Here is a 25,254-nt window from a genome sequence, read left to right as displayed (position 1 = left end):
TGTTACTGATGGAACAAAAATTAGTATTGAAAGTTTATGTTTTGAAATTGCCCGTGTTATAACCCGGATTATTCACAAATAATCCCTATCTCTCCCGATAACTATCGGGACGACTAAGATTCAGTAAAACTTTTTTTTAAAAGTTCAACTTCATCTAAGTCGGGATTAACCTGAACTTTATTCATATTTTTAAAATTTATAAATAGTTCAGGATAAAATAAATGATTGTTAATTTCATTGAAAATTGTAACTTTCAGGCTGAAATTAAAGAGAGAACCATGCAAAAAACGATAAAACTTTTATTGTCTTTTTTACTTATTAACGGACTTATTTTCAGTTACTCTTGCATAACCGACGACGAGCCTGAGCCACGGACATTTGAAGACGAAATGGCTGAGCTGGATGCACTACTGGTTAAATTGAATAATGAAGGCTTCACCCTTGACACTACCGAAATGGGTGTGTATTATCTTGTACAAGAGCCGGGTGAAGGCCCATTTCCCCAGACGGGTGATACCTGCTTCATCGATTTCACAGGGTATCTTTCCAACGGAGTAATTTTTGAATCATCGGAAGAGTTTTACGATAATGGTATTTGGAAATTTGTATTTGGCAATCCCGAAATCATACCTGGTTTGGAAGACGGAATAGCCCACATGAATAAAGGAGCCAAAATAGAAATGATAATCCCGTCGAACCTTGCTTACGGAGCAAAGGGCACAGCAAATATTCCTCCTTATACCACCCTGCTTTATACATCAAAAATGCATGATTTAAGGCCAAAGGTACAGTAGCTACAAAGCCATAAGATTACGTTTAAATTTAAAGCGCTATTGCTTTTCTTTTCCGGTTACTTTCAAGGCAGGCTTCCAGAATTTTTAAAACTTCTGTTGCCTCTTCGGGTTTTACAGCCAGTTCTGCACCATTTCTCAACACATCAAAAATGTTATTATAAAAGGCATTGTAATTGCCTGGAATTGTCTGCACTTTCCCCTGAAATTCCAGTCCGTCTTTTTCATAAGTCAAAGTGCCCCACACTTTTTCCGGTTCTGAGCCCCAGTCGTCTCCCACCGGCAATTTCCCTGATTTCATCTTTTCTTCCTGGTTATCGATTCCCCATTTGTGAAAAGTTCCGTATTCGCCAAATATGCTGTAGCGCGGACCGGGATCTTTTACCAGGTACGAACATTTCAAAATAACGGAAAAACCGGTGTACTCCAACCGGATATCGTAATAATCAGCTACTTTCCCACCCTGTCGTACTATTTTCAGGCGGGCATCAACCCATTCCGGTTTTCCAAAAAGCACATAAGCCTGATCCACCATGTGCGAACCCAGATTGTGCAAAACTCCTACATATTCGTCACCTTCTTCTTTCCAGGTATCAGGCTTAATGAAGGTGCGGTAACGGTCGAAATGCGATTCAAATTCGATAAGCCGGCCAACATTTCCCTGCTCCAGCACTTTTTTCACCGTAAGAAAATCTCCATCCCAACGGCGGTTTTGGTAAACCGTGAGGAGAACTCCTTTTTCGCGGGCAAGTTTCACCAACTCTTCGGCCTGCCAGCTTTTTTGAGTGACTGGTTTTTCAACAATAATATTTTTGCCGGCGTTTATTGCCTGCTTTGCCATTTCGTAATGCAAGGCATCGGGGGTGTTAATCACCACCAGCTCAGATTCTTTATTTTCAAGAATCTTATTGAAATCTCTCACAATATCCGCATCCGGGAAAAGTTGGGCTGATAATTTTTTTGAACGTTCAAGAATTTGAATGACTTCAAATCCCGGATGCACTTTAAGTAAGGGGCCGTGAAAAACCTGGCCCGACATTCCAAATGATGCTAAAGCTACTTTTATCGTTGGTTTCATTCTGTTTATTTTTAAGCTATTTGTATGGTCATTTTACTAAAAGTTGTTGAATAACATTCCACAATTTACCTATTTTACAACATATATGGTTTAATTAACAAATATTTGATTGTAACTTCGGATATAAAAACGAAAATAAATTAAGGCAAGATATGAAAAGATTTGTTAAAAGTTTTATGCGAGACATTATCTGCTGCAACCTGGAAACAGGAACTTTTCCGGGACCCATAGTCACAATTTCGCGCCAGTCGGGTTGTTCTGCACAGCGAATAGCCATTAAACTGTCTAAAATCCTGACTGGTTACAGCTATATGTCGGACACCAAAACCGACGCCGAATGGAGATGGGTTGACAAAAACATATTTGAAGATGTGGTGGATGAGATAATTGAAGAAGTAAAAGAAGGTGACTACGATGATAAAGAAGAATCCACCGAGATGTTGAAAAAAGTGGCTCATTCGTTTTCCAATGAGACTATTTACGATATCTCGGATGAAAAAATGATAGACGCTTTTAAAGGTGTTGTTTGCCGGTTGGCCTGCAAAGGAAGGGTAATTATTGTTGGCCGCTCGGCCGGCGTAATTTTAAGGGATTTGCCCAACAAACTTAATGTACGACTGGAAGCCCCCATGGAGTGGCGGATTAGCCGGATTATGCAGTTAAAAGACTGCCTGCAGGCTGAAGCAGTTGAATACGTTAAAGAAATGGATTTAAAAAGGGATTCATTTATTGAAAAAGTGATTGGCCGAAAAGCGATGAACGATGATTTTGATGTGATTTTTAATTATGCCTCCATGCAGGATGACGAAATTATTGATGCCATTGTAAATATTCTGAAAAACAAAAAAATAATTTCACAACACGAGGAGTACTGAATGAAATAAACCCTGAATATTTTTGAAATGTAAAAATTTTGTTCTTAATTCGATAGAAATTATTAAAATTTAAATTCTTCTCACCTTACAAAAAGCTGTCTGAAAAGGCAGCTTTTTTTATAACTTTTTCAGCCATGCTTCGGCTTCTTTTAAACCGGTAAATTCGTGGTTTTTAACTGCATAGTCGAAACCAGGCTGAAGTGAAAATGCACCGTATTCACCCGATTTGCTCAAAGCAATATATCCAATCTGGTGGTTTTCGTAATCGGGTACTTTTTTCACAATGCGCTTCACTGCTTCTTCGCAGGCTTTTGCCGGCGACATCCCGTTGCGCATGAACTCCACCACCAGAAAAGATCCCAGCGTTTTCATAACCAGCTCGCCCGACCCGGTAGCGGCAGCCCCCCCCACTTCGCCGTCAACAAAAAGGCCGGCTCCAATAATTGGCGAATCACCTACCCGGCCATGCATTTTAAAGGCCATTCCGCTGGTGGTGCAGGCACCACACAAACGACCATCGCTATCAACAGCAAGCATGCTAATGGTATCGTGGTTTTCTTCCAGCTGGTTTTCAATATTAATTTTAGGACTGAATTCCCGCTTCTCTTTTTTCCATTTTTTCCAGCGTTTGCGCATGTCATGTGTCAACAGCTTTTCTTTTTCGAAACCATTGGCCAGTGCAAATTTAAGGGCTCCTTTCCCGCTCAGCATAACATGTGGGGTTTTTTCCATTACCAGCCGGGCAACCGAAACCGGATGCATAATATGTTGCAAATAAGCTACTGAACCCGCATCGCCTTTTTCATTCATAATGCAGGCATCGAGCGTTACTTTTCCTTTGGCATCGGGAATTCCGCCGTAACCCACGGTAATCACTTCCGGATCAGCCTCAGGTACGCGCACACCGGCTTCAACCGCGTCGAGCGAATACCCATTGCCGGCAAGAATTTTCCAGGCCTCTTCATTGGCAGGTAAACCATGATTCCAGGTTGAAATAACAACCGGCTTACAAGGTTCAGCTTTCCACATTTCCGACGCAAACATTTTCGTTGATGCGCTTATTCCTGCAATTCCAATTGTACTTTTAGTTATGAATGAACGACGTGTAACCATTTTGACATTTATTTTTTCAGAAACAATCTTATTCGTTCGAAAAATCCTGCAACATTTTCCTGTATTTTGAAAATGCAACAGCCCTTGATATAAATCCCAGGTATTTACCATTATCAATTACAGCGAGATTATACCGTCCCGAAGATTCAAATTTTTCCGCAACTTTTTCCATTGTATCAGTTGGCGAAATATAATGTTCCGGCATATACATCAGGTCTTTTACTTTTACTTTATCGTATAGTTCCTGTTCAAAAATCAGGTTCTTAACGTCGGCCAGTTTTACCATTCCGTGTAAAACCCTGTTTGGGTCAACCACAGGATACAAATTTCTTTTTGAATGCGAAATTGCTTTTACTAAATCGCCCAAAGTTGCGCCGGTCGAAAGTTCTTCAAAATCGGTTTCAATGAGTTGCCTTACCTCCATTAACTTCAACACCGCTTTATCTTTATGATGTGTAATAAGGTCGCCGCTTTTGGCCAGTTGTTTAGTGTAAACAGAATGAGGTTCAAAACGCATAATGGTTAAATATGCAGCCGTCGATGTGATAATGAGGGGAATAAACATATCATAGCCACGCGTTATTTCGGCAGTTAAAAAAATAGCCGTTAACGGGGCATGCATAACGGCAGCCATCATCCCGGCCATTCCTGCCAGTGCAAAATTATCTTCCGGAAGCATCACACTGTTGGAAATATTTAAAAATTTTGCGAAAAAGAAACCGGCAACAGCCCCCATAAAAAGTGTGGGGGCAAAAATTCCGCCTACACCACCTGAGCCTGTGGTGGCTGCCATTGCAATTACCTTAAAAATCAGCACACCGGCCAAAAACAGAACAATAAGATATTCGTTATTTTTCCATGAAAAAAACATGGAGTTGTTCAGCAATTCATTACCCTGGCCGTTGAAAATAGTGACAATCCCGGTGTAGCCTTCGCCCCAGAGCGGAGGAAAAACAAAAACCATTACCCCCATTACAATTCCTCCCAGCAGGAGTCGTAATCCCCACGATTTTATTTTTTTAAACCGGCTTTCTACAAACATTGTCATGCGGGTAAAATATATAGCCACAAGGCCGGAAAAGATGCCGAGCAATATATAAAACCAGACATTATCTACATTAAAATCATTTACCAGTGAAAAACGCAGCAACACCCCTTCGCCCATAAAAAAGTAAGAAAGAATAGTTGCGGTAACTGAAGAAATCAGCAGAGGAATGAGATGAGCCATGGTTAAGTCGAGCATCAGTACCTCGAGGGTAAAAACAATACCGGCAATGGGCGCATTAAAAATACCGGCAATACCTCCTGCTGCCCCGCAACCAATCATCAATGTTATGTATTTATAATTAAGTTTAAATAGCCTGGCCAGGTTGGAGCCAATCGATGCACCGGTTAACACAACCGGAGCCTCTGCCCCTACCGACCCACCAAAACCAATCGTAAACGAACTGGCAATCATTGACGACCATGTATTGTGCCTTCGCAACCTGCTGTTCTGGCGTGATATGGAATATAATATTTTTGAAACCCCGTGCCCGATATTGTCTTTCACAATAAAACGCACAAACAGAGCAGTAAAAAAAATGCCAACCAGCGGGTAAACCAAATAGAGATAACTTATGGAATCGGAATCGAACCAGCTGGTAAGCTGCCCGGCAATAAAATGGATAAGATTTTTCAGTGCAAGGGCAGCCAAACCACTCACAACCCCCACAATTAGGCTGAGAATATAAATAAATTGTTTTTCGGGAATTCTCGCAATTCTCCAAACAATGAGCTTATTGAGCCAGTGCTTGTAAGCTTTTTTCCCCAATATCCTATACATGCGAAACATCTATAATTTGTTTTCGGTATTTTGTGAAAACCCGGGCCCTTGATATGAAACCATAATAGTACCCGTTATTATCAATCACAGCAAGGTTGTACCTGCCTGATGATTCAAATTTATTGGCCACCACTTCCATATTGTCATCCGGTGAAATTGAATACTCGGGCATATACATCAGGTCTTTAATCTTCACTTTATCGTATTGTTCCTGCTTAAAAATCAATTCCCTGACATCGTCCATTTTTACCATTCCCAGCATCCGTCCCTCGTCATCAACAACAGGGAACAAGTTACGATGATTTCGTGAAATGGCTGTTGTTAAATCGCGCAGAGTAGCATCGGGCGATAATTTTTCAAAATCGTTTTCAATCAGTTCTCTTACTTCAAGCATTTGCAATACATTGGCATCTTTATCGTGGGTAAGCAATTCCCTCCGTTGGGCCAGCTGTACATGATAAACTGAGTTGGGTGTAAAAGCCCGCACAACTATAAAAGCAAAAGTAGAAGTAATCATCAGCGGAACAAACAACTCGTAACCTCCTGAAATATCGGCAATCAGGAAAATTCCTGTTAACGGGGCATGGAGCACTCCGGCAATCAGCCCGGCCATTCCTATAAGAGCAAAATTATTTTCATTAATTTTATGAAAACCTATTATATTGTTTACATAAGCAAAAAGCAATCCGGTATTTACGCCCATAAAAAGTGTGGGCGCAAAAATGCCACCAATTCCTCCGCTGCCAAATGTTAGTGAGGTGGCCACAATTTTAAAAAGTACAACCAATCCCAAAAGTACCATGGTCACCCATAAATTCTCATGGTAACTGTAAAATAAGCTGTTGTTAAAAAGGTATTCGAGGTTTCCTGCCAAACCGCTGTTTATGGCTTCATAGCCTTCACCAAAAAGTGAGGGGAAAAGAAAAATCAGGATACCCAGGCCTGCACCACCAACCATTAACCTGACCAGGTTATTTTTCATCCGATCGAAAAGATTACTGAAAAACATGTAAACTTTTGTAAAATAGACCGAAACGAATCCTGCAAGAATTCCCAGCAGAATATAGTGCGGCAAATCGTCCATAACAAAAGCCTGCTCCACATCAAACGGGTAAAGTACACTTTGCCCCAGGAAAAGATAGGACACCAAAACCGCAGTGGCAGATGACAACAACAAAGGCACAAGTGAAAAAACGGTGAGGTCGATCATAATCACTTCAACAGCAAACACAATGGCAGCAATGGGTGCTTTAAAAATAGCGGCCATAGCTCCGGCACATGCACAAGCCAGTATCAAAATTGTGTTTTTGTAATTCATTCTGAATGTTTGGGCCAGCCATGACCCCCAGGCTGTTCCGGTTGCAACAGTCGGACCTTCCAGCCCCACCGAACCTCCAAATCCTACTGTCAACGCACTTGTTATTACTGATGAATATAAATTATGAAAACTTATCCGCCCCTTCTTTTTTGAAATACTGTGGAGCACATTGGGAATTCCGTGCCGCACGTTTTTCCTGACAACAAATTTAATGACAAGCACCGTTAAAGAAACACCTGCTAAAGGAAGTGCAAAATAGATGTAATTCGGCACATCGGTTGATATTAATTTATTTACAAGCAGCTGAGTATAATGGACCGTATTCTTAAGAACCACTGCCGCCAGCCCGGAAAACAGGCCCACAAGGATGCTCATAGCTGTAATAAAGCTACGCTCACTCATGTTCCTCTTCCGCCAGCGGTGGAAACGCGCCATTATATGTAATGTAAAGCTCATTGAAACTGTAAAAATAACAAAACCTGAGGTTTCAGGATTAGTTTTAGCCTAACTTCCAATATTAAAAAATTGTTTCCCAAAAATTAATTGTAAAAATGATATATATCAACTCATAATTCAATAGATTTGAAACAGATAAACTTTAAAACTATGCAAATTAAAATGACAGGTGCCTCCGGTTATTTAGGAGAGGTGATAAAAAAAGAATTGATAGAAAAAAGACACCAGGTTTTGCCAATCAGTCGCAGTTTTTTGTATGGCTCAACTGATGAACTTGCTGCGCAACTAAAAGGGACACAGGTTCTGATTAACCTTGCCGGGGCTCCCATTTTGCAACGCTGGACCAGTCACAACAAACAGGTAATTTACGAAAGCCGGGTTCAAACTACCAGTAAACTGGTAAAAGCAATTCAGAAAATGAATGAAGACCAGCGTCCGCAAAAAGTAATTTCAGCGTCTGCGGTTGGTATTTACGCTGTAAATGGTTCGCACGATGAAAAGAGCACCGATTTTGATAACGGATTTGTGGGAACAGTTGTAAAAGACTGGGAAAACGCCTGGAAGGATCTCCCTGGAAATGTTGAACTTACTATTTTCAGACTTGGGGTGGTTTTGGGAAAGGAGGCCCAAACCATAAAAAAATTGTGGCTGCCTTTCAAGCTTGGCCTTGGTGGAAAAATTGGCAACGGCAAACAACCCTTTCCGTTTGTACATGAAAAAGATGTGGCGCGTGCTTTTACATGGGCGCTTGATCAATCCGGGCGGGACGGAATTTACAATCTGGCTGCCCCCCAAAAAATTACCAACAAAGGTTTTACAAAAGCAATGGCCGGCGCTTTGAAACGCCCGGCTATAATCCCTGTTCCGGAATTTGCCCTGCGAGTGGTTTACGGAAAAGCAGCAACATTACTCACTGAAAGCCCGGAGGTGATTCCACGGGAACTTGAAAAACAAAATTTTGAATTCAGCTATCCTGATATAGAATCTACATTAAAAGAGATTACCGGGTAGAACGAAAAGAAGCAGATTAAAACTCCTTTCGTTAAATTTGCACCGAATAATCAATTAAGCAAGCTTCATGAGCAAGTTGAATAAACGTGTTTTGCAACAAAGCTATCAACAATTTCAGCAAGTTTTCTGGCGCTATCCCGATCGTGTATTTGCCTTGCGGGCGACTTTTTCAATGGGTGTTTTATCCATTCCTTTTATTATTGCCGGATTGCCATTTTACGGAGTTACTCTGGCTTTGGGCGCACTGGCTGGTGCACTTTCCGAAACCGACGACCACCCGAAAGGCCGTGTTAAGGCACTTGCAATAACTATACTCAGTTTTTTTATTTCAAGTTTTGCTGTTGGTCTTTTATACGATCATCCCATTTTGCTGGGAACAGGTTTTGTGCTTTCAACTATCGTTTTTATCCTGCTGGGAGGAATTGGCGAACGTTACCGCGCCATTACTTTTGGATCTGTGCTAATTGGTATTTACGCAATGCTGGGCATCGAAATCAGTCCTGCATGGTACTGGCAGGCAGTGTTGCTGCCGCTGGGAGCTCTTTTTCACGGTGGGCTTACTTTACTTTTTTTGTTCCTGGATCCCTGGCGTTTGCTCGATAAACAAATGGCCACCGGTTTCAGGGCATTGTCGGGGTATCTTGAAAAAAAGGCATTGCTTTTTCCCAGCAAAAAACAAGAGCAGGCTGCTCTTAACAAAGACTTGTCGCTTTTAAATATCACCGTGGTAAACTCTCTCGAAAAGATTTTAGCCGTATTGAATAATTACGGAAGAGAGCTTAAAGATCAGGAACTGTTGCGCCCCTATCTGCAACGATTTATGCTTTTACAAAGCTTGCACGAAAGAGCTGCCTCCAGTCACGAACGCCATGATAAACTAAGCGACACCAAAGAAAATCTGGAGGTCATGGAAGGTTTGGGTGAAATGCTTCACCAGTTGGCCCATGCAACCCAACAATTGGCAGAAAGTATGCTCACAGGCGTACACTACCATCATCCGCCGGCGCTGGAATGGATCTCACAGGCAGTGGAAGATAAACTGAAAAAGTTAGATTCCACCAGGACACAACCGCTTATATTGCTTCACCATAATTTGCACCGCTCACACTTATCGTTAAAAAATCTGGATGATCAGGAAGAAGGTACTTCAATTCCAAAATTAAGGAAAGACAGGGAGCGACCGATGGAGAAGTTACGCCAACTTCTTTCATTCAAACATCCGCGTATGCGCTACGCGCTGCGGTTGAGCCTGAGTTTTTTGATAGGTTACATATTGGTAAAAACGTTTCACCTCGATAAAGGAGCCTGGGTAATGTTAACCAGCATGTTTGTTAGCCAGATTACTTACAGCGACACCCGCCGCCGGTTATTTCAGCGGGTGCTGGGAACAGCTACAGGAGTTGTACTGGGGGCGTTGCTTTTACAGGCTTTCACCAACACTGCCGCACAGGTTATTCTGATGCTCGTTTCTTCAGCAGCCTTTTTTTACTGGCTGCATAAACGATATTCCATTGCGGTTATTTTCATTACCACCTTCGTTATTTGTGCTTTTAATATTATTGCCAAAGACGGAGGTATTAACATTATGATTCCCCGATTAACAGATACATTGCTGGGCGCATCGCTTTCATTTCTTACCATTCGGTTTTTATGGCCCGGCTGGCAATACCGCCGAATGCCTGAATTAATAGCAAAAGCGCTGCAAAAAAACATGGACTACCTACAGGCTGTGGTTACCGAATACGAAAAACCCAGTACCGATGACCTTGCCTACCGGATTGCGCGCCGGGATGCCCACCTGGCTGACAACGAACTGGCACAGGCCTGGAACAGTATGCGACAGGAACCTAAAAGCAAACAAAAGCTAATGCAGCATGCGTTTACCCTTACTTTCCTTAACCATGCTTTGTTGTCGCATATTTCGGCGCTGGGAGCCCACAGGGAAAGCAACCTGGTGGCAATTAAAAATTTACAGGAAATTTCTCGTCAAATAACTGAGGTATTGAACAAAGCAGGCAATTATCTGCTTAACCGGGAGCAGCAAATTCCGGATGATATTTCTCCCCTGCTGCTGAATCTTCAAAAACAAATTGTTTCAACCGGCTCGGGGTTGAAAAAACAAAACCTGCGTATTATTTACAACATTGCAGATACGGCTTCAAAAATTATCAGGGAACTGGATGAAACATGGGATGTCCGGTAATGAATTTGTTGTCATCGTCTCATTATTCCCAATAAAAAATTGGTAATTCTTTCGGATTTACACATCCGCTTTAAAGCAAAAAAAAACCTTTCGCCGGTTGACGAAAGGTTTTATTATAAGTGACTGTACAATATTTAGTCTAATTGCGGACCAGCAGCAACAAGCGATTTTCCTTCTTCGTTATCAGTATATTTCTCGAAGTTTTTGATAAATTTAGAAGCAAGGTCTTTTGCTTTTTCTTCCCATTTCGTTACATCAGCGTAAGTGTCGCGTGGATCAAGAATCTCTGTTTTAACACCAGTCAATTCTGTAGGAATTTCAAGGTTAAAGATAGGGAGGTTCTTGGTAGGAGCTTTCTCGATTGATCCGTCAAGAATAGCAGTAATAATACCACGTGTATCTTTAATTGAGATACGTTTTCCGGTTCCGTTCCATCCGGTGTTTACAAGGTAAGCTTCTGCTCCGTGTTCATCCATTTTCCGAACCAGTTCTTCACCGTATTTAGTTGGGTGCAATGAAAGAAATGCCTCACCAAAACAAGCTGAGAATGTGGGCTGTGGAGTTGTAACACCACGCTCAGTTCCGGCTAATTTTGCTGTAAATCCTGAAAGAAAGTGATATTTAGTTTGCTCAGGAGTAAGTTTTGCTACCGGAGGCAATACACCAAAAGCATCAGCTGTAAGGAAAATTACTTTGTTTGCATGACCGGCTTTGGAAACAGGCTTAACAATGTTGTCGATGTGGTAAATCGGATATGATACGCGAGTGTTTTCAGTTACTGAATTGTCGTCGAAATCAATTTTACCATTTTCGTCAACTGTTACGTTTTCTAGCAATGCATTGCGTTTGATGGCATTGTAGATGTCTGGTTCTGCTTCAGGGTCAAGGTGAATGGTTTTTGCATAGCAACCACCTTCGAAGTTAAATACGCCGTTTTCGTCCCAACCGTGTTCATCATCACCAATTAACTGGCGGTTAGGATCGGTTGAAAGGGTTGTTTTACCTGTACCTGAAAGTCCGAAAAAGATTGCAACATCACCATCTTTGCCAACATTAGCCGAACAGTGCATTGCAGCCATTTCGTTTAATGGAAGGAAGTAGTTCATCATGGCGAACATACCTTTCTTCATTTCACCACCATACCATGAGCCACCAAGAACGTGCATTTTTTCAGTAAGGTTGAAAACAGTATAAACCTCTGAATTTAAACCGTGTTCTTTCCATTTCTCATTTACAGTTTTTGCTCCGTTTAATGAAACAAAGTCTGGCTCAAAATTTTCTAATTCCTCCTCTGTTGGGCGGATAAACATGTTTTTCACAAAATGTGCCTGCCATGCTACTTCCATAATGAAACGAATTTTCATTCGTGAATTTTCATTTGCACCAGCGAAGCAATCAATAACAAATAATCTTTTACCGGAAAGTTGTTTTACCGTGTTTTCTTTGAGTTCCTTCCAAACCTCGGGAGTAACAGGTTTATTGTCGTTTGGAGACTCAGGAGAAGTCCACCAGATGGTGTCTTTTGTTGTGTCGTCCTTAACAATGTATTTGTCCTTTGGCGAACGTCCGGTGAATTCACCTGTCATTACATTTACAGCTCCCAATTCGGTTACCTGCCCTTTTTCAAAACCTTCCAATCCGGGGCTGGTTTCTTCTTCAAAAAGCTGTTCATAAGATGGGTTGTAAACAATTTCCTGTACGTCTTGAATTCCGTACTTCGATAAATCTAAATTTTTCATAACTACCTAATAATTAACTTTGTAAAACTTGATATTCTACCTATATCCGGGAAACAAAAATAACTTTTTTTTCTGCTTGAGGTGGATAAAACAGTCCATTTGCCCTGTTTTACCGACCGATTAAACATTATCTTAACAATGAAACCGGAACGGTCGAAAGTTTGATTATTCATAAAAAAGGTGCTCCTTTCGGGAAACACCTTTTTAACTATACAATTGGTAAATCAATTCATGATCTTGGGTGATACTGATGGATTGTATCCTTCAGGTAATCGCGATCGATATGGGTATAAATTTCGGTAGTTAATATTGATTCGTGTCCCAACATTTCCTGAACAGCTCTTAAATCGGCTCCGCCATTTATAAGGTGCGTAGCAAAGGAATGCCTGAAAGTATGCGGACTGATTTTTTTATCGAGATTAATTTTTTGCGAAAGATTTTTAATTATGGTGAATACCATTACCCGGCTCAGTTTTTTCCCTCTACGGTTTAAAAACAATATATTTTCACTCTCTTTGTGAATTTTCAGTTTTTTGCGGTAACCATTCATGTATTTGTTAATTTCTTCAACGGCCCGGTTACTAACAGGCACAAGCCTTTCTTTATCTGCTTTTCCTTCAATTTTTATGAACCCTTGATCGAAAAACAAGTTGGTTAATTTCAGGTTAACCAGCTCAGAAACCCTTAACCCGCAACTGTACAGTGTTTCGAGCATGGCTTTATTGCGCTGGCCTTCGGGTTTTTCAAGGTCGATGGCATCAATCAGGGTATCAATTTCCTCCATCGATAAAATATCAGGTAATTTCCGGCCGATTTTGGGCGATTCAAGTAAAGCTGTCGGGTCGCTTGATATTTTTCCTTCTATCAGCAAATACTTATAAAATGATTTTATGCCCGAAATAGTTCGGGCCTGCGTCCTCGGACTAACTCCCCTTTCATTGAGCCATTCTACAAAACTCTTTAAATGCTGCAGTTTAACACGTTCAGGAGTTACCCGCTTTTGGCTTGTTTCCAAAAAATCAACCAGTTTATTTATATCGTTAATATAAGCCGCAACTGAATTTTGCGAAAGTGATTTTTCTAATTTAAGGTAATTTTCATACCCTTTTTTACTGTCTTCCCATTTCATAACTTTCATATTTTACTTTTAAATCATTAGATTTAAAAATTTTTAATACTAACTTCGTCAATCAATAATATCCAGATAATAATGCTTTTAGATACGTTTAATTAACTATAAAGTTACTACAAAAAATATTAAAAACGAAATATAATGAATTTATTGATTATTAACGGGCCCAATTTAAATTTGTTAGGAAAGCGTGAAAAAACCATATACGGTTCGGAAAATTTTGAAAATTATTTTGAAGAGTTAAAAACTCAATTTTCTGAACTGGATTTAACTTATTTTCAATCAAATATTGAAGGAGAGATTATCGATAAAATCCATGAGCATGGTTTTGCTGTTGATGGTATTATTATTAATGCCGGGGCCTATACACATACTTCGGTGGCCATTCGCGATGCCATTGCCGCAGTTCCTGCTCCAACCGTAGAGATTCACATCTCCAACACGCTGTCGCGTGAGAATTTCAGGCACAAATCAATTATCGGGCCTGTTTGCAAAGGATGTATCATGGGGTTTGGGCTTGGCTCTTACAAACTGGCCATACAAAGTTTTTTGTAAAAATTACCGGGTTATTCAATTCTTAATATTGCGGTGCATTGGGGGAGTTTCCTTAAATTTATACAAAAAAGGCCATACTTTTGCGGCTTCTAAAAAATTAGCTGAAAAATGAGACAAACTAAAATTGTAGCAACAATATCCGACAAACGGTGCGAGAAAGAGTTTATCCAGTCGCTTTTTGATGCGGGAATGAACGTGGCCCGTATCAACACCGCCCACATTACCCCCGAGTCAGGAAAAGAAATGGTAAAAAACATCAAAGCTGTTTCTGATAAAATAGCCATTCTGATTGACACCAAAGGGCCTGAAATCAGAACCTGCAGCCTGCAGTCAGAAATTGATGTAAACGAAGGGCAGATAATTACAATTTCGTACAAGGAGACGAAAAGCGAGCACGAAAATGTTTGTGTAAACTACCGCGACTTTGCTAAAGACTGCAAACCAGGCGACCGAATACTGTTTGATGACGGCGATATTGAGGTGACTGTTGAAGAAAAAAAGAGAGATGTACTTTTTTGCCGGGTGAACAATAACGGTAGAATTAAAAACAAAAAGAGTGTAAATATTCCGGGGGTTGCAACTCATTTGCCATCGCTTTCTGACAGAGATAAAGAATTCATCAGGTTTGCTGAAGAAAATGAAATTGATTTTATTGCCCACTCGTTTGTCAGAAATGAAGAAGACATTTTTGAAGTTCAGAAATTTTTAGACAGCATAAACAGCCCGATAAAACTGATTGCCAAGATTGAAAACCTGGAAGGAGTTGAAAAAATTGACGAAATTCTGGAACATTCATACGGAATTATGGTTGCCCGGGGCGACCTGGGAATTGAACTTCCGGCTGAAAAAATACCAACTGTGCAGCGTAACCTGATACGTAAAGCAATTGTACAGAAAAAGCCGGTAATAATTGCGACCCAAATGCTTCACAGCATGATTGAAAACCCACGCCCTACCCGCGCCGAAGTTAACGATGTGGCCAGTGCTGTTTATTCGCGTGCTGACGCCATAATGTTAAGCGGCGAAACAGCAATGGGAAAATATCCTGTGGAGTCGGTAAAAACGATGGAGCGGGTTGCTCTTGAGGTAGAACCCGACCGCGATAAACGCTACGATGTAATTATTCCGCCAACTAAAAAAGAGATACCCGCTTACCTGGCTCACTCGGCCATTAGAACTGCCAAAGAGCTGGAACCAAAAGCAATTATAACTTCAACAACTACAGGGAGAACCGCCAGGTATCTTGCTGCTTACCGCTCCGATATTCCGGTTTATGCCAAATGCCATTCACAACGCGTTGTGCGCGAGCTTGCACTTTCATTCGGCATTATTCCTTCGTTTCTGGAAATGAAAAAGGATAAAATGAAAATTCAAAAAGCGGCTTTTAAAACATTGGTTGCCGATAATACAATAACGTCAGACGATTTGGTTATTTATGTTGGTGGCCGGTTTGGTGAAGACTGCGGAGCTTCATTTATCGAAATTTCAACAGTGGACAAAATAATTCCAAAGGATTAAAAAGGTAATTTTACCGAAAGTCGATTATCTCAATATCACCGTAATTACTTGCATCGAAAACAAAATAATCATCAGTTAATTCGGTGTCAATATTCATTTGGGTCACTTCAATACCGTATAAATTCCCGTCGGTTCCGTGGAGAACAGCTGAATTGATCATCATATTCGACTTGTCGATGAATAAAACAATTTTTGAAACATCGTGGGCATCGGTATCGGGATATAGTTCAATCTGATACAATGTTTTACCCCTGTTTTGCTTTTCGCCGATGTATTTCGATTCAAATCCTTTTTCATAAATACTAAAAATAGAAGAGGGATCCATTAATTCGCTGCTGTTGTCCTCAATGTTCGAAATGGTAACCTGGTTGCCGTCTTCCATGTAGTTCCAAAGGGTTTCGCCGTCAGAATAAACCTTCATGCCCACATCGGGTAAATCAACAACATATCTTTGTCCTTTCAACTGAATGGAACCTTCATTTTTCTCATGAATTTCCATTTCTTCATTATCCATAGAAAAAATAAAACTGGCTGAAATTGTATTGTATGATTGCGTTTTTTCGCTTACTTCATTTAAAATCTGTTTGGCTTGTGAGCCGTTTTGTGCAACTGCAAGAAAAGGAATTAATCCAATAATCCCGATAAAAAATATTCTCTTCATTTTTAAAATTTTAATTTAAGCTATTCAATAATTGTTCCAAAGTGTATTCGTCTTGGATCAGTACCTGCCTTGCTTTACTTCCTTCGCTCCCACCAACAACACCTGCCGCTTCCAGCTGATCCATTATTCTTCCCGCACGGTTGTAGCCAATGGAAAACTTGCGTTGAATCATCGATGTGGACCCCATTTGGTTTATTACCACAATGCGGGCAGCATCTTCAAAGAGTTCATCGCGGTTATTTAAATCAACTTCGCCGGGTCCGGCTTCTTCCTCTTCCACATATTCCGGAAGCATGAAAGCAGTTGAAAAACCTTGCTGTTCCGAAATAAAAGAACAGATCTTTTCTACTTCGGGGGTGTCCACAAATGCACATTGCACACGTGTCATTTCACTTCCTGACGCAATGAGCATATCTCCCTTCCCAATGAGCTGATTGGCTCCCGGCGTGTCCAGAATTGTTCTGGAGTCAATCATCGATGCAACTTTAAAAGCAATTCGGGCAGGGAAGTTGGCTTTTATAACGCCGGTAATAATATTGGTTGACGGGCGCTGGGTGGCAATAATCATATGAATTCCAACTGCCCGGGCCAACTGCGCAATACGCGCGATGGGAAGTTCAATTTCCTTGCCGGCAGTCATTATCAGGTCAGCAAACTCATCAATTACCATTACAATGTAAGGCAAAAAGCGGTGACCTTTTTCCGGGTTCAGGTTGCGGCTGACAAATTTCTTGTTGTATTCTTTAATGTTTCGGGCATGGGCTTTTTTCAGCAAGTCGTACCGCTGATCCATTTCCACATTTATCGAATTCAGTGTGTGTTTAACTTTTTGAATGTCAGTAATAACCGGTTCTTCTTCATTTGGCAACTTGGCTAGGTAGTGTTTTTCAAGAACAGAATACAAATTCAGCTCCACTTTTTTGGGATCGACAAACACGAATTTGAGCTGCGAGGGATGTTTTTTATACAGCAACGAAGTAATAACCACATTAATTCCCACCGATTTTCCCTGCCCGGTAGCGCCGGCAACCAAAATGTGCGGCATTTTGGTAAGGTCGAACATGTACGTTTCGTTAGATATGGTTTTTCCCAGCGCAATGGGCAGCTCCGCATTGCTTTCCTGAAATTTCCGTGAACTCAAAATTGACCGCATCGATACGATCTCAGGATGCTGGTTGGGCACCTCAATTCCAATGGTTCCTCTTCCGGGAATTGGGGCAATAATACGAATTCCCAGTGCTGCAAGGCTCAGGGCAATGTCGTCTTCAAGGTTTTTAATTTTGGCAATGCGAATACCCGGCGCGGGAACAATCTCGTACAGGGTAATGGTTGGCCCGATGGTAGCCCTGATCTTAGTGATTTCAATTTTATAATGACGCAGTGTTTCAACAATTTTATTTTTGTTGGCGAGCAGCTCTTCGTTGCTAACCTCAGCATTTCCGGCTGCGTGGTCTTCAAGAAGTTCGAGTGTAGGAAATTTAAATTTTGAAAGCTCGAGCGTGGGGTCATAATCTTCCATCTTTTCCGGACGGTAATTTTCCAAAGCCTCTTCCTCTTTTTTCTGCTGGATCGTAAGTTCGAGGTCTTCTTCGTCTTTGTTCTTGCTGTCACCGGAACTTTTCCGCTGCACATCGTCAGCTTCTTTAACTTCGGCATCGGGTTCAAAAATGGCTTTCACCACATCATCTTCATCAATTACTTTCGAAATTGAATCATCTTCAATGTTATCAACTCCATTCGTTTTCTGATCGCTATTTTCAGCACTCGTACTTGCCTCTACTTCAGCTTCTTCTTTTTCCGGTTTTTTCCTGAACAATCTTTTTATTAATGAATAAGCAGAATCGAACCTGAAAATCAACAGTGACAAACCTGAAATAAAAAGGAACAGAATAACCCCGGTTTTTCCGATTAGTGCGCTGAGCCAGTTACTTAAAATGAACCCATAACGCCCGCCGGCATACATGAACGATCCGGCATCGGTTTTTGAAAATGCAAGCCCCAGTGTTAATGAAAGCCAGACAATTAGTAAAGTACTGAATACCAAACTGCGACGGTATTTCACCAGATTCCGGCCTAAAATTTTAAAACCGGTTACCAGCAGCAGGTAAATAAACAGGAAAGATGAAAAACCAAAACCCCGATTGATAATTACTTCAGAAAGCCAGGCACCGGTTTTTCCGGCTTTGTTCTGAACTTTTATATCGGATTCCAAAACTAAATCTTTCCAGGGTAAATCGAGTTTACTTTGGTCGGCACCGCCATAAAAAATAAATGAAACAAAGGCAACCAACAAGTAAGCAGAAATCAGTAAAACCAAAATTCCCGCAATGAACCTGAACTTCTCATTTTTAAAAAAAGGAATGCTCTTTTTTCTCTTCTTACGGCTCGTTTTTCCAGGCTTTTTTGCTTTTAATACCATACAGGTTTTACTTGTTTTAAAATGAAGTGCAAATTTAACTAAAATAATTCAGGTTGCCTTTCAATTTTTTGTTTCAAAGAAACAACGTTCAAATAATTAAATTGATTGCCAAAATCTGTTTTTTCTGCGTGTTTATAATTCAAAAATCCACTCCGCTAACAATTTAATTTCTCATCACATAAATTGCTGTTTCTTAACAGAATATAAATGCAAAAAGATGACAAAACCCTGTTCCTTTTATCCGATGGATTTTTTATGTTTGTTTCGAATGTAAAATTAAATGAATGGAACGACTTGCTGTAGTGGCATTGGGAGGAAATGCCCTTTTACGCGGAAATGAAGAGGGGACCATTGAACAACAGGAAAAAAATGCAACGGAAACTGTTGAAAACCTTGTTCACCTGATAAAAGATGGTTACAACCTGGTAATCACCCATGGAAACGGGCCACAAGTTGGTAATATATTAATGCGCAACGATGCCGGCGAAAAGCTCTACAATATTGCCCCCATGCCACTCGATATTTGCGTGGCCGATTCGCAGGGTGGCATTGGGTACATGGTGGAACGCATGCTGCGCAATGTGCTCATCGACCACGGTATTCAAAAAAATGTGATCACAATGGTTACTTTGGTTGAAGTGGATGAACACGACCCGGCTTTTAAGAATCCGACAAAACGAATTGGAAAAATATACAGCAAAGAAGAAGCTGACCGGCTCAGCAACGAAAAAAACTGGATGTTTAAACCTTCGTCGAAAGTTGAAGGTGGTTACAATCGTGTAGTTTTCTCCCCCACTCCGCTCGATATTATCAATAAGGAAACAATTGAACTACTTGTAAATAACGGCAATATTGTTATTGCAGCCGGAGGTGGTGGCACACCAGTTTATTATGATAAAGACAACACCATACGAACGCTTGATGCTGTTATTGACAAAGATCTGGCATCGGGATTGCTGGCAAAAAATATTAATGCCGATGAACTGTACATTTTAACCGATGTGCCTTTTATTTACAAAGATTTTAAAAAACCAACCCAGCAAAAACTGGAATTTTTAGACTTTGCCGATACACAAAAATACCTCGAAATGGGTACTTTTGCCGAAGGCAGTATGGAACCCAAAATCAGAGCGTGCCTCAACTTCCTGAAAGATGGCGGTAAAAAATGTGTGATTACTGAAGCCAAAAAACTGGAGGATAAATCGTTTGGTTCAAAAATTACAATGCATTACGAAGATTAAAATTATTGAATATGGCTTTTAATTTGAAAAACAGAAACTTCCTGAAATTACTGGATTTTACTCCGGAAGAAATAAATTTTTTACTCGGATTATCGGCAAACCTGAAAAGCGCGAAATACACCGGTACGGAGCAGCCTAATCTAACAGGTAAAAACATCGCGCTCATATTTGAAAAATCATCTACCCGCACCCGGTGTGCCTTCGAAGTGGCTGCCTTCGATCAGGGAGCCCGGGTAACCTACCTGGGGCCGTCGGGTTCGCAAATCGGGCACAAGGAATCGATGAAAGATACAGCAAGGGTTTTGGGCCGCATGTACGACGGTATTGAATACCGCGGTTTTGACCAGGCAATTGTGGAAGAGCTGGGCAAATTCGCAGGCGTTCCGGTTTGGAACGGACTCACCAATGAGTTTCATCCCACCCAGATACTGGCCGATTTTTTGAGCATGAATGAGCATTCGGACAAACCACTGTCGCAAATCAAATTTTGCTACCTGGGCGATGCCCGCAACAACATGGGCAACTCGCTGATGGTGGGTGCAGCCAAACTGGGCATGAATTTCCGTGCCGCGGCACCAAAGCAGTGCCAGCCGTCCTCTTATTTACAGGAACAGTGCCACCAAATTGCAAATGTTACCGGTGCAAAAATCACTATTACTGAAAATGTGGAAGAAGCCGTGAAAGACTGCGATTTCCTTTACACCGATGTGTGGGTTTCGATGGGCGAACCGGAAGATGTGTGGGCCGAACGAATTAAGTTGCTCCTGCCCTACCAGGTGAATAAAAAAACAATGGAACTCGCCGGAAATCCGGATGTGAAATTTTTACACTGTCTTCCGGCATTCCATAACCGCGAAACAAAAGTGGGCGAAGAAATCCATCAAAAATTTGGAATTGAGGCCATGGAAGTTACCGAAGATGTTTTTGAAAGTCGTGCCTCAGTGGTTTTCGACCAGGCCGAAAACCGGCTGCACACCATTAAAGCAGTGATGGTAGCTACCCTTGGATAATGCAAGAGTAACGGTTTTTAATTGTAAAAACAAAGTGCCCCGCCATATCCGGCGGGGCACTTTGGCAAATAAACATTAATCTCCTTATTCCGGTTCCTCTTCGATTTCCTCAGGAGGGCAACACCGGTATTCCTGCGATTTTTCCAGAAGCTCTATTTGCTTTTTAAGCATTTCATTTTCAAGCTTCTTTCGTTCCAGGCTCAGCTCAATTTCTTGCTGAAGAGCCGGTTCGCAAGTTTCACATTCATCAAGGCAACCTCTCACAATAATACCGGGTGTTGGCAAAACTTCCGAACGTTCCCACGATAGTTCTGCAATAATTTTCTCTGTTGGTTTTCCTGACTGCCGGTCGAGTAATCCGGCCTTTACAAGATCTTGATCTACGGCTTGCAGTGCAGCATTCCGAAGGGAATCATTATAAGTTGGTTCACTTCGTTCCAGGGTTAAATTGGCAGTTCTGTAAGTTGATGCAGCAGAAAAAGAACCAGCAGAAAGCCCGGCACTAACTAAATTTGCCTGTTGCCGTTCAGCAGCGCTGGTTCGGGCCATACGTTCAATATCCAGGCGGTTTTTGCTGGTAGCTGCAACTGCTTTTGGCACCACCGCAACACGGCCGGTAGTATCAACCGGAACCCGTTGAAAAGCACCTGTTGGAACCTTGGGATCTGCAACCCGGCGTTCAATGGCAACAAGTTTTAAACGAACGGTTTGCATCTTGTTAATTTTGTGAAACAAATAGGTTACCGCTTTGCACTTGTTGGGATTACTGAACATTCGGGACGATGATTCATAATGGGCCTCCGATTCGCCTTCCTGATGTGTTCGTTGTTCAACTTCTCCAACAGAAGTAGAACTTTTTGCCCGTACACTGGCAGCGACATATCGTGATGCAGATTCAGCATGTTGAGACAAACTGCGGCTAAATTCACTTGCCGATTGTGCATCATAACTGCCACCACCGCCACCGCCACCAATTTCTACAATACCAAAAAGTGAAACACTTGCACCGCCTCCACCTTCGGCCCATGACTCTTCATAATTTGAACTTGAAGAGCCACTTTCATTAACTGTTAAATCACTCATTGCCTGAGCCATTCCCGCTGTATAAAACGATTCTTCAGAAGTCGTTTCATGCCGGTAAGCCAAATTCGATTCACTGTCGAATGACCACCGATTGTGGCGATCGCTTGTAAACAACCGAACTTTTTCACCTGGAAGCAGTGTGGTTGAATAAATTGGATCGCCTACAACCAACGGACCAGAGCATCGTTCAAGGCGGAAGTGTAATTCCACCTCCACAGGAACTTGTTGCCGATTATCGCCAACCCGCGGACGAAATGGCATGCGGTAACGGAAGTTCAGCGTGTCGCAAACAGGTACTTGTTCTAATTCAGGACAACATCCTAAATCCGGAATTTTCACTTTTGCGGGTACTTTTTCTTTTGCTTTTCCATTCATCTTTTTCCCTCCTACATTTTGTTAAATAAATAAATTATAAAATAGTAAATTGAATCATCTTTGCTGCAATAAATATTTATTCAATTTATGTCATATCTCAATAAATATCAACAATTTAGCAAACAAGTATAACACCCTCAACAGGTATTAAAAAACTGTCACATTCTTTAATTAATACTCATTATGGATTTAAATACAGACAGTATCTGCATTGGTAAACAATTCAACTAAAAATATATGCACCTAATAACCAGAAAACTATAAATATTTTTACCTGAAATAAAATAGGATGTTTTAGTATTTTTTTGTATCTTGTTTGTAGTATTTATTTACTAAGTGGATGTTTCACAATTAGTCAATAAAAAATGGTCAATAAATCTGATATTATGAACCGGGTTGAAAATGTAATCCGGGACAAACAATACAGTAATAAAACAGAAACAGCTTATACCGACTGGATTTACAGATTTATTACATTTACTGACCGCGCACATCCAAAAAACATGGGTGAAAAGGAAATTAAAAACTTCATTCATTTTCTGGCTGTTGACAAGGGAGTTTCAGAATCAACCCAAAATCAGGCATTAAATGCCATCTCATTTTTTTACAGAGACATACTTCAAATTTCTTTAAAAAACAGTGAGTTGGTAAGTGTTAATTTCAGGAAGAAATTGCCTTTGGTTTTAGAACGCGATGAAGTTCAGAAAATACTGGACCAACTCAACGGAGAAAAAAAGCTGATGGTTTCACTTTTATACGGAAGTGGATTACGCTTGATGGAATGTTTGAATTTACGAATAAGAGACATTGATTTTAAATTGAATAAGCTAATAATTCGTGATGTAAATGAAATAACAGAACGAAAAACCATTCTTCCGCATATATTGAAATCAGCATTAAATAGACAGGTTGAAAAAGCAAAAATTAAGTTTGAAGAAAACAGCACGATCAAAGAATTTTCAGGAGCACCGGTGCCTGAAAACTGTAAAAGAAAATACCCCAATGCCTTTAAAAAATGCGATTGGCAGTTTATTTTCCCATCGGTAAAACTAAGGGAAAATCCGCATGCAAACAGCTTGGTGCAACATCATAAACACGAAAGTTATTTGCAAAAGGCTATAAAAAATGCAGTAGAGAAATCTGAAATTGGCAGGAATGTTTCCTGCAATACATTACGTCATTCTTTTGCAGCTCATCTGCTCGAAGATGGATATGATGTGCGCGCAGTTCAGGAATTAATGGGACACAAGAATGTTCGCACTACAATGAAATACAACCAATTATTAAACAGAAACAGGTTAAACGTACACAGTCCGCTTGATTTTTAGAACTTTCTTCGTGTTCATTTCGAGAAGTATCCTGCCGATGGAACTAAAAACAGCGAAAAAAGTTGAAACAAGCTCACAAAATAAAGTACGGACGATATTCAGCAACGGCCTATACATTGTGCAAGTGTGATCGCATAACTTTGAGTCACTGCATCACCAAACAAAGTATTTGCAGTTTCCGTTCTCAGTCCTGTTCAACCAAAAAATCAAATTCCCGCTTGATTCTTCCGGCGGCAATCCCTAATTTAGCTCCCCTAATTTTTTGTATATCAATAAAAGACCAAAAGCCTGTGTTAAAAACCGATCAAAACCATCCGCAGCAGATGCCTGCCCTCCCCGACTTCCCCGTTGGAGGAATTATTGTGGAAGTTTGGATGACAACAACCGGCTTATTTGCAAACAAAATAAATTCAACTCAATGAAACCAGTGAACCGGGCCTTAGCCATTATTTCGTTATTCCTTATAGTCAACTGCAGTTCAATTGGGTTTGCTCCGCACAAAGAAACAACGGAAACCGCAAAACAGGCAAAGGAACAAAAGACAGTTTCAAAATCCACCGTCTCAAAGTTGGAGATGTGCCGGGAGTGTTTTATTGTGCCAAAATCAGGAAGTCACAGAGACTTAAGAAAGGGGTATTATTTTGATCAGGAAGAAAACAGGTGTAAATTATTCTGGTACTCAACAGGCGCCGGTTGTATTCCACCTCCTTTCAAAAGTTTTGAAGAATGTATAGAATGTTGCGGAGGACCGGTTTTCAAATAGAAAGATAAATACCCCGACTACATGATACACGGTTAGCACAAACTGGAAGCAAGTTGCACTTTAGTGAAACTTTTTCTATCTTTGCATCATGAAATCAAATGTGAGATTCAGAACAGCAATTTTCTACAAGGACTACTTTGAAAAATTTTTTCTCAAGCAGTCTGAAAAAACCAGAGCGAAAATAATCTGGACTATTCAATTGATTGAAGAACTTGAACGAGTACCAGAGATTTATCTGAGACATATTGAATCAACAGATGGTCTTTATGAAATTCGCATTAAACAAGGCAATGATATTTTTAGAATCTTTTGTTTTTTTGACCAGGGAAAGCTGATAATCTTAGTAAATGGATTTCAAAAGAAAACGCAAAAGACACCAAAAAAAGAAATAGAAAAAGCACTTAAAATTATGGAGGAGTATAAAAATGAAAAGTAATAACAGGATGACTCTTAATGAATTTAAAGATAAACATTACGGAGTTAAAGGAACGCAGAAACGTGATGAATTGGAAAATGGATATGAAGATTTTAAGCTTGGAGCTTTATTGTATAAGGCCCGACTTGAAAAAGGGATGACACAGTCAGAACTGGCAGAAAAAGTGGGGACAACAAAATCTTATATTTCCAAAATTGAAAACAACGTAAAAGAAGTTAGGCTTTCAACTCTGCAGAGAATAGTTCAATCAGGGTTGGGTGGTCAACTTGATTTGTCGATAAAATTATAAATACTTGCACTAACAAACAGGCCCCTGAGCGGTCT

The 25,254-nt window shown here is 40.6% G+C and carries 21 protein-coding genes; 12 read left to right on the top strand and 9 right to left on the bottom strand.

Annotation, left to right across the window (positions count from 1 at the left end; genetic code table 11):
* The first annotated feature begins 278 nt into the window (after positions 1-278).
* Positions 279-794 carry an FKBP-type peptidyl-prolyl cis-trans isomerase gene (locus BUC07_RS03705; RefSeq protein ID WP_175552455.1) on the top strand — a complete coding sequence of 172 codons (516 nt, stop codon included), beginning with the start codon at positions 279-281 and terminating at the stop codon, positions 792-794.
* A 28-nt stretch (positions 795-822) separates the two neighbouring features.
* Here the strand turns inward: BUC07_RS03705 and BUC07_RS03700 are convergent, their stop codons facing one another.
* Complete coding sequence (locus BUC07_RS03700) at positions 823-1,869, bottom strand: Gfo/Idh/MocA family oxidoreductase (RefSeq protein WP_073165759.1); 1,047 nt, start codon at positions 1,867-1,869, stop codon at positions 823-825.
* 152 nt (positions 1,870-2,021) lie between these two features.
* Between BUC07_RS03700 and BUC07_RS03695 the strand changes: the two genes are divergently transcribed.
* Positions 2,022-2,744: a cytidylate kinase-like family protein gene (locus tag BUC07_RS03695; RefSeq protein WP_073165756.1), complete on the top strand. Its 723-nt coding sequence runs from the start codon at positions 2,022-2,024 to the stop codon at positions 2,742-2,744.
* Between the two features lie 117 nt (positions 2,745-2,861).
* Here BUC07_RS03695 and BUC07_RS03690 read toward each other — a convergent pair whose 3' ends face one another.
* The 3 genes from BUC07_RS03690 to BUC07_RS03680 are packed head-to-tail and all read right to left on the bottom strand — an operon-like array spanning position 2,862 to position 7,435.
* Positions 2,862-3,857, bottom strand: a complete 996-nt coding sequence (locus BUC07_RS03690; RefSeq protein WP_073165745.1) for a glycosylasparaginase — start codon at positions 3,855-3,857, stop codon at positions 2,862-2,864.
* Between the two features lie 28 nt (positions 3,858-3,885).
* Entirely contained in the window at positions 3,886-5,682 is a 1,797-nt protein-coding gene (locus BUC07_RS03685) for a chloride channel protein (protein ID WP_073165744.1), read from the bottom strand.
* Positions 5,675-7,435, bottom strand: a complete 1,761-nt coding sequence (locus BUC07_RS03680; protein WP_245792631.1) for a chloride channel protein — start codon at positions 7,433-7,435, stop codon at positions 5,675-5,677. The genes BUC07_RS03685 and BUC07_RS03680 overlap by 8 nt, the downstream gene beginning before the upstream one ends.
* Before the next feature lie 171 nt (positions 7,436-7,606).
* Between BUC07_RS03680 and BUC07_RS03675 the strand changes: the two genes are divergently transcribed.
* Both BUC07_RS03675 and BUC07_RS03670 read left to right on the top strand, forming a co-directional pair.
* Positions 7,607-8,467: a TIGR01777 family oxidoreductase gene (locus BUC07_RS03675; protein WP_073165742.1), complete on the top strand. Its 861-nt coding sequence runs from the start codon at positions 7,607-7,609 to the stop codon at positions 8,465-8,467.
* Positions 8,468-8,534: 67 nt separating this feature from the next.
* Positions 8,535-10,670: an FUSC family membrane protein gene (locus BUC07_RS03670; protein WP_073165741.1), complete on the top strand. Its 2,136-nt coding sequence runs from the start codon at positions 8,535-8,537 to the stop codon at positions 10,668-10,670.
* 134 nt (positions 10,671-10,804) lie between these two features.
* Here BUC07_RS03670 and pckA read toward each other — a convergent pair whose 3' ends face one another.
* On the bottom strand, positions 10,805-12,409 hold the full coding sequence (gene pckA, locus BUC07_RS03665) for a phosphoenolpyruvate carboxykinase (ATP) (RefSeq protein ID WP_073165740.1): 1,605 nt from the start codon (positions 12,407-12,409) through the stop codon (positions 10,805-10,807).
* Positions 12,410-12,638: 229 nt separating this feature from the next.
* Positions 12,639-13,547: a site-specific tyrosine recombinase XerD gene (gene xerD, locus BUC07_RS03660; protein ID WP_245792629.1), complete on the bottom strand. Its 909-nt coding sequence runs from the start codon at positions 13,545-13,547 to the stop codon at positions 12,639-12,641.
* 135 nt (positions 13,548-13,682) lie between these two features.
* Here xerD and aroQ point away from each other — a divergent pair, with 135 nt between their 5' ends.
* Positions 13,683-14,096: a type II 3-dehydroquinate dehydratase gene (aroQ, locus tag BUC07_RS03655; protein WP_073165739.1), complete on the top strand. Its 414-nt coding sequence runs from the start codon at positions 13,683-13,685 to the stop codon at positions 14,094-14,096.
* A 108-nt stretch (positions 14,097-14,204) separates the two neighbouring features.
* Positions 14,205-15,614: a pyruvate kinase gene (gene pyk / locus BUC07_RS03650; RefSeq protein WP_073165737.1), complete on the top strand. Its 1,410-nt coding sequence runs from the start codon at positions 14,205-14,207 to the stop codon at positions 15,612-15,614.
* Between the two features lie 10 nt (positions 15,615-15,624).
* On the opposite strand, the gene BUC07_RS03645 is transcribed toward pyk, so the two are convergent.
* Positions 15,625-16,275, bottom strand: coding sequence for an outer membrane lipoprotein periplasmic chaperone LolA1 (locus BUC07_RS03645; protein ID WP_073165735.1), 651 nt, complete (start codon positions 16,273-16,275; stop codon positions 15,625-15,627).
* Between the two features lie 10 nt (positions 16,276-16,285).
* Positions 16,286-18,694, bottom strand: a complete 2,409-nt coding sequence (locus BUC07_RS03640) for a DNA translocase FtsK (protein WP_073165733.1) — start codon at positions 18,692-18,694, stop codon at positions 16,286-16,288.
* A 284-nt stretch (positions 18,695-18,978) separates the two neighbouring features.
* Between BUC07_RS03640 and arcC the strand changes: the two genes are divergently transcribed.
* Both arcC and argF read left to right on the top strand, forming a co-directional pair.
* The gene (gene arcC, locus BUC07_RS03635) at positions 18,979-19,935 is read left to right on the top strand and encodes a carbamate kinase (protein ID WP_073165726.1); all 957 of its coding nucleotides are present in this window, start codon (positions 18,979-18,981) and stop codon (positions 19,933-19,935) included.
* Positions 19,936-19,946: 11 nt separating this feature from the next.
* Entirely contained in the window at positions 19,947-20,945 is a 999-nt protein-coding gene (gene argF / locus BUC07_RS03630) for an ornithine carbamoyltransferase (protein WP_073165716.1), read from the top strand.
* An 84-nt stretch (positions 20,946-21,029) separates the two neighbouring features.
* Here the strand turns inward: argF and BUC07_RS03625 are convergent, their stop codons facing one another.
* On the bottom strand, positions 21,030-22,403 hold the full coding sequence (locus BUC07_RS03625) for a hypothetical protein (protein WP_073165714.1): 1,374 nt from the start codon (positions 22,401-22,403) through the stop codon (positions 21,030-21,032).
* 365 nt (positions 22,404-22,768) lie between these two features.
* Between BUC07_RS03625 and BUC07_RS03620 the strand changes: the two genes are divergently transcribed.
* From BUC07_RS03620 to BUC07_RS03605, 4 genes are all read left to right on the top strand, one after another.
* Complete coding sequence (locus BUC07_RS03620; protein ID WP_073165713.1) at positions 22,769-23,731, top strand: integron integrase; 963 nt, start codon at positions 22,769-22,771, stop codon at positions 23,729-23,731.
* 418 nt (positions 23,732-24,149) lie between these two features.
* A complete protein-coding gene (locus BUC07_RS21585) occupies positions 24,150-24,494 on the top strand; it encodes a BPTI/Kunitz-type proteinase inhibitor domain-containing protein (protein WP_073165710.1) in 345 nt (114 codons plus the stop codon).
* A gap of 100 nt (positions 24,495-24,594) precedes the next feature.
* On the top strand, positions 24,595-24,930 hold the full coding sequence (locus BUC07_RS03610) for a type II toxin-antitoxin system RelE/ParE family toxin (protein WP_245792627.1): 336 nt from the start codon (positions 24,595-24,597) through the stop codon (positions 24,928-24,930).
* The gene (locus BUC07_RS03605; RefSeq protein ID WP_073165704.1) at positions 24,920-25,219 is read left to right on the top strand and encodes a helix-turn-helix domain-containing protein; all 300 of its coding nucleotides are present in this window, start codon (positions 24,920-24,922) and stop codon (positions 25,217-25,219) included. The genes BUC07_RS03610 and BUC07_RS03605 overlap by 11 nt, the downstream gene beginning before the upstream one ends.
* The last annotated feature ends 35 nt before the right edge of the window (positions 25,220-25,254 follow it).

Source organism: Tangfeifania diversioriginum, from assembly GCF_900141875.1.
Taxonomy (GTDB): Bacteria; Bacteroidota; Bacteroidia; order Bacteroidales; family Prolixibacteraceae; genus Tangfeifania; species Tangfeifania diversioriginum.
This window is presented reverse-complemented; position numbering and strand designations above follow the sequence as displayed.

Coding starts and splice junctions, on each gene's coding strand:
- BUC07_RS03705 (WP_175552455.1), top strand. CDS start 279: ATGCAAAAAACGATAAAACTTTTATTGTCTTTTTTACTTATTAACGGA.
- BUC07_RS03700 (WP_073165759.1), bottom strand. CDS start 1,869: ATGAAACCAACGATAAAAGTAGCTTTAGCATCATTTGGAATGTCGGGC.
- BUC07_RS03695 (WP_073165756.1), top strand. CDS start 2,022: ATGAAAAGATTTGTTAAAAGTTTTATGCGAGACATTATCTGCTGCAAC.
- BUC07_RS03690 (WP_073165745.1), bottom strand. CDS start 3,857: ATGGTTACACGTCGTTCATTCATAACTAAAAGTACAATTGGAATTGCA.
- BUC07_RS03685 (WP_073165744.1), bottom strand. CDS start 5,682: ATGTATAGGATATTGGGGAAAAAAGCTTACAAGCACTGGCTCAATAAG.
- BUC07_RS03680 (WP_245792631.1), bottom strand. CDS start 7,435: ATGGCGCGTTTCCACCGCTGGCGGAAGAGGAACATGAGTGAGCGTAGC.
- BUC07_RS03675 (WP_073165742.1), top strand. CDS start 7,607: ATGCAAATTAAAATGACAGGTGCCTCCGGTTATTTAGGAGAGGTGATA.
- BUC07_RS03670 (WP_073165741.1), top strand. CDS start 8,535: ATGAGCAAGTTGAATAAACGTGTTTTGCAACAAAGCTATCAACAATTT.
- pckA (WP_073165740.1), bottom strand. CDS start 12,409: ATGAAAAATTTAGATTTATCGAAGTACGGAATTCAAGACGTACAGGAA.
- xerD (WP_245792629.1), bottom strand. CDS start 13,547: ATGAAAGTTATGAAATGGGAAGACAGTAAAAAAGGGTATGAAAATTAC.
- aroQ (WP_073165739.1), top strand. CDS start 13,683: ATGAATTTATTGATTATTAACGGGCCCAATTTAAATTTGTTAGGAAAG.
- pyk (WP_073165737.1), top strand. CDS start 14,205: ATGAGACAAACTAAAATTGTAGCAACAATATCCGACAAACGGTGCGAG.
- BUC07_RS03645 (WP_073165735.1), bottom strand. CDS start 16,275: ATGAAGAGAATATTTTTTATCGGGATTATTGGATTAATTCCTTTTCTT.
- BUC07_RS03640 (WP_073165733.1), bottom strand. CDS start 18,694: ATGGTATTAAAAGCAAAAAAGCCTGGAAAAACGAGCCGTAAGAAGAGA.
- arcC (WP_073165726.1), top strand. CDS start 18,979: ATGGAACGACTTGCTGTAGTGGCATTGGGAGGAAATGCCCTTTTACGC.
- argF (WP_073165716.1), top strand. CDS start 19,947: ATGGCTTTTAATTTGAAAAACAGAAACTTCCTGAAATTACTGGATTTT.
- BUC07_RS03625 (WP_073165714.1), bottom strand. CDS start 22,403: ATGAATGGAAAAGCAAAAGAAAAAGTACCCGCAAAAGTGAAAATTCCG.
- BUC07_RS03620 (WP_073165713.1), top strand. CDS start 22,769: ATGGTCAATAAATCTGATATTATGAACCGGGTTGAAAATGTAATCCGG.
- BUC07_RS21585 (WP_073165710.1), top strand. CDS start 24,150: ATGAAACCAGTGAACCGGGCCTTAGCCATTATTTCGTTATTCCTTATA.
- BUC07_RS03605 (WP_073165704.1), top strand. CDS start 24,920: ATGAAAAGTAATAACAGGATGACTCTTAATGAATTTAAAGATAAACAT.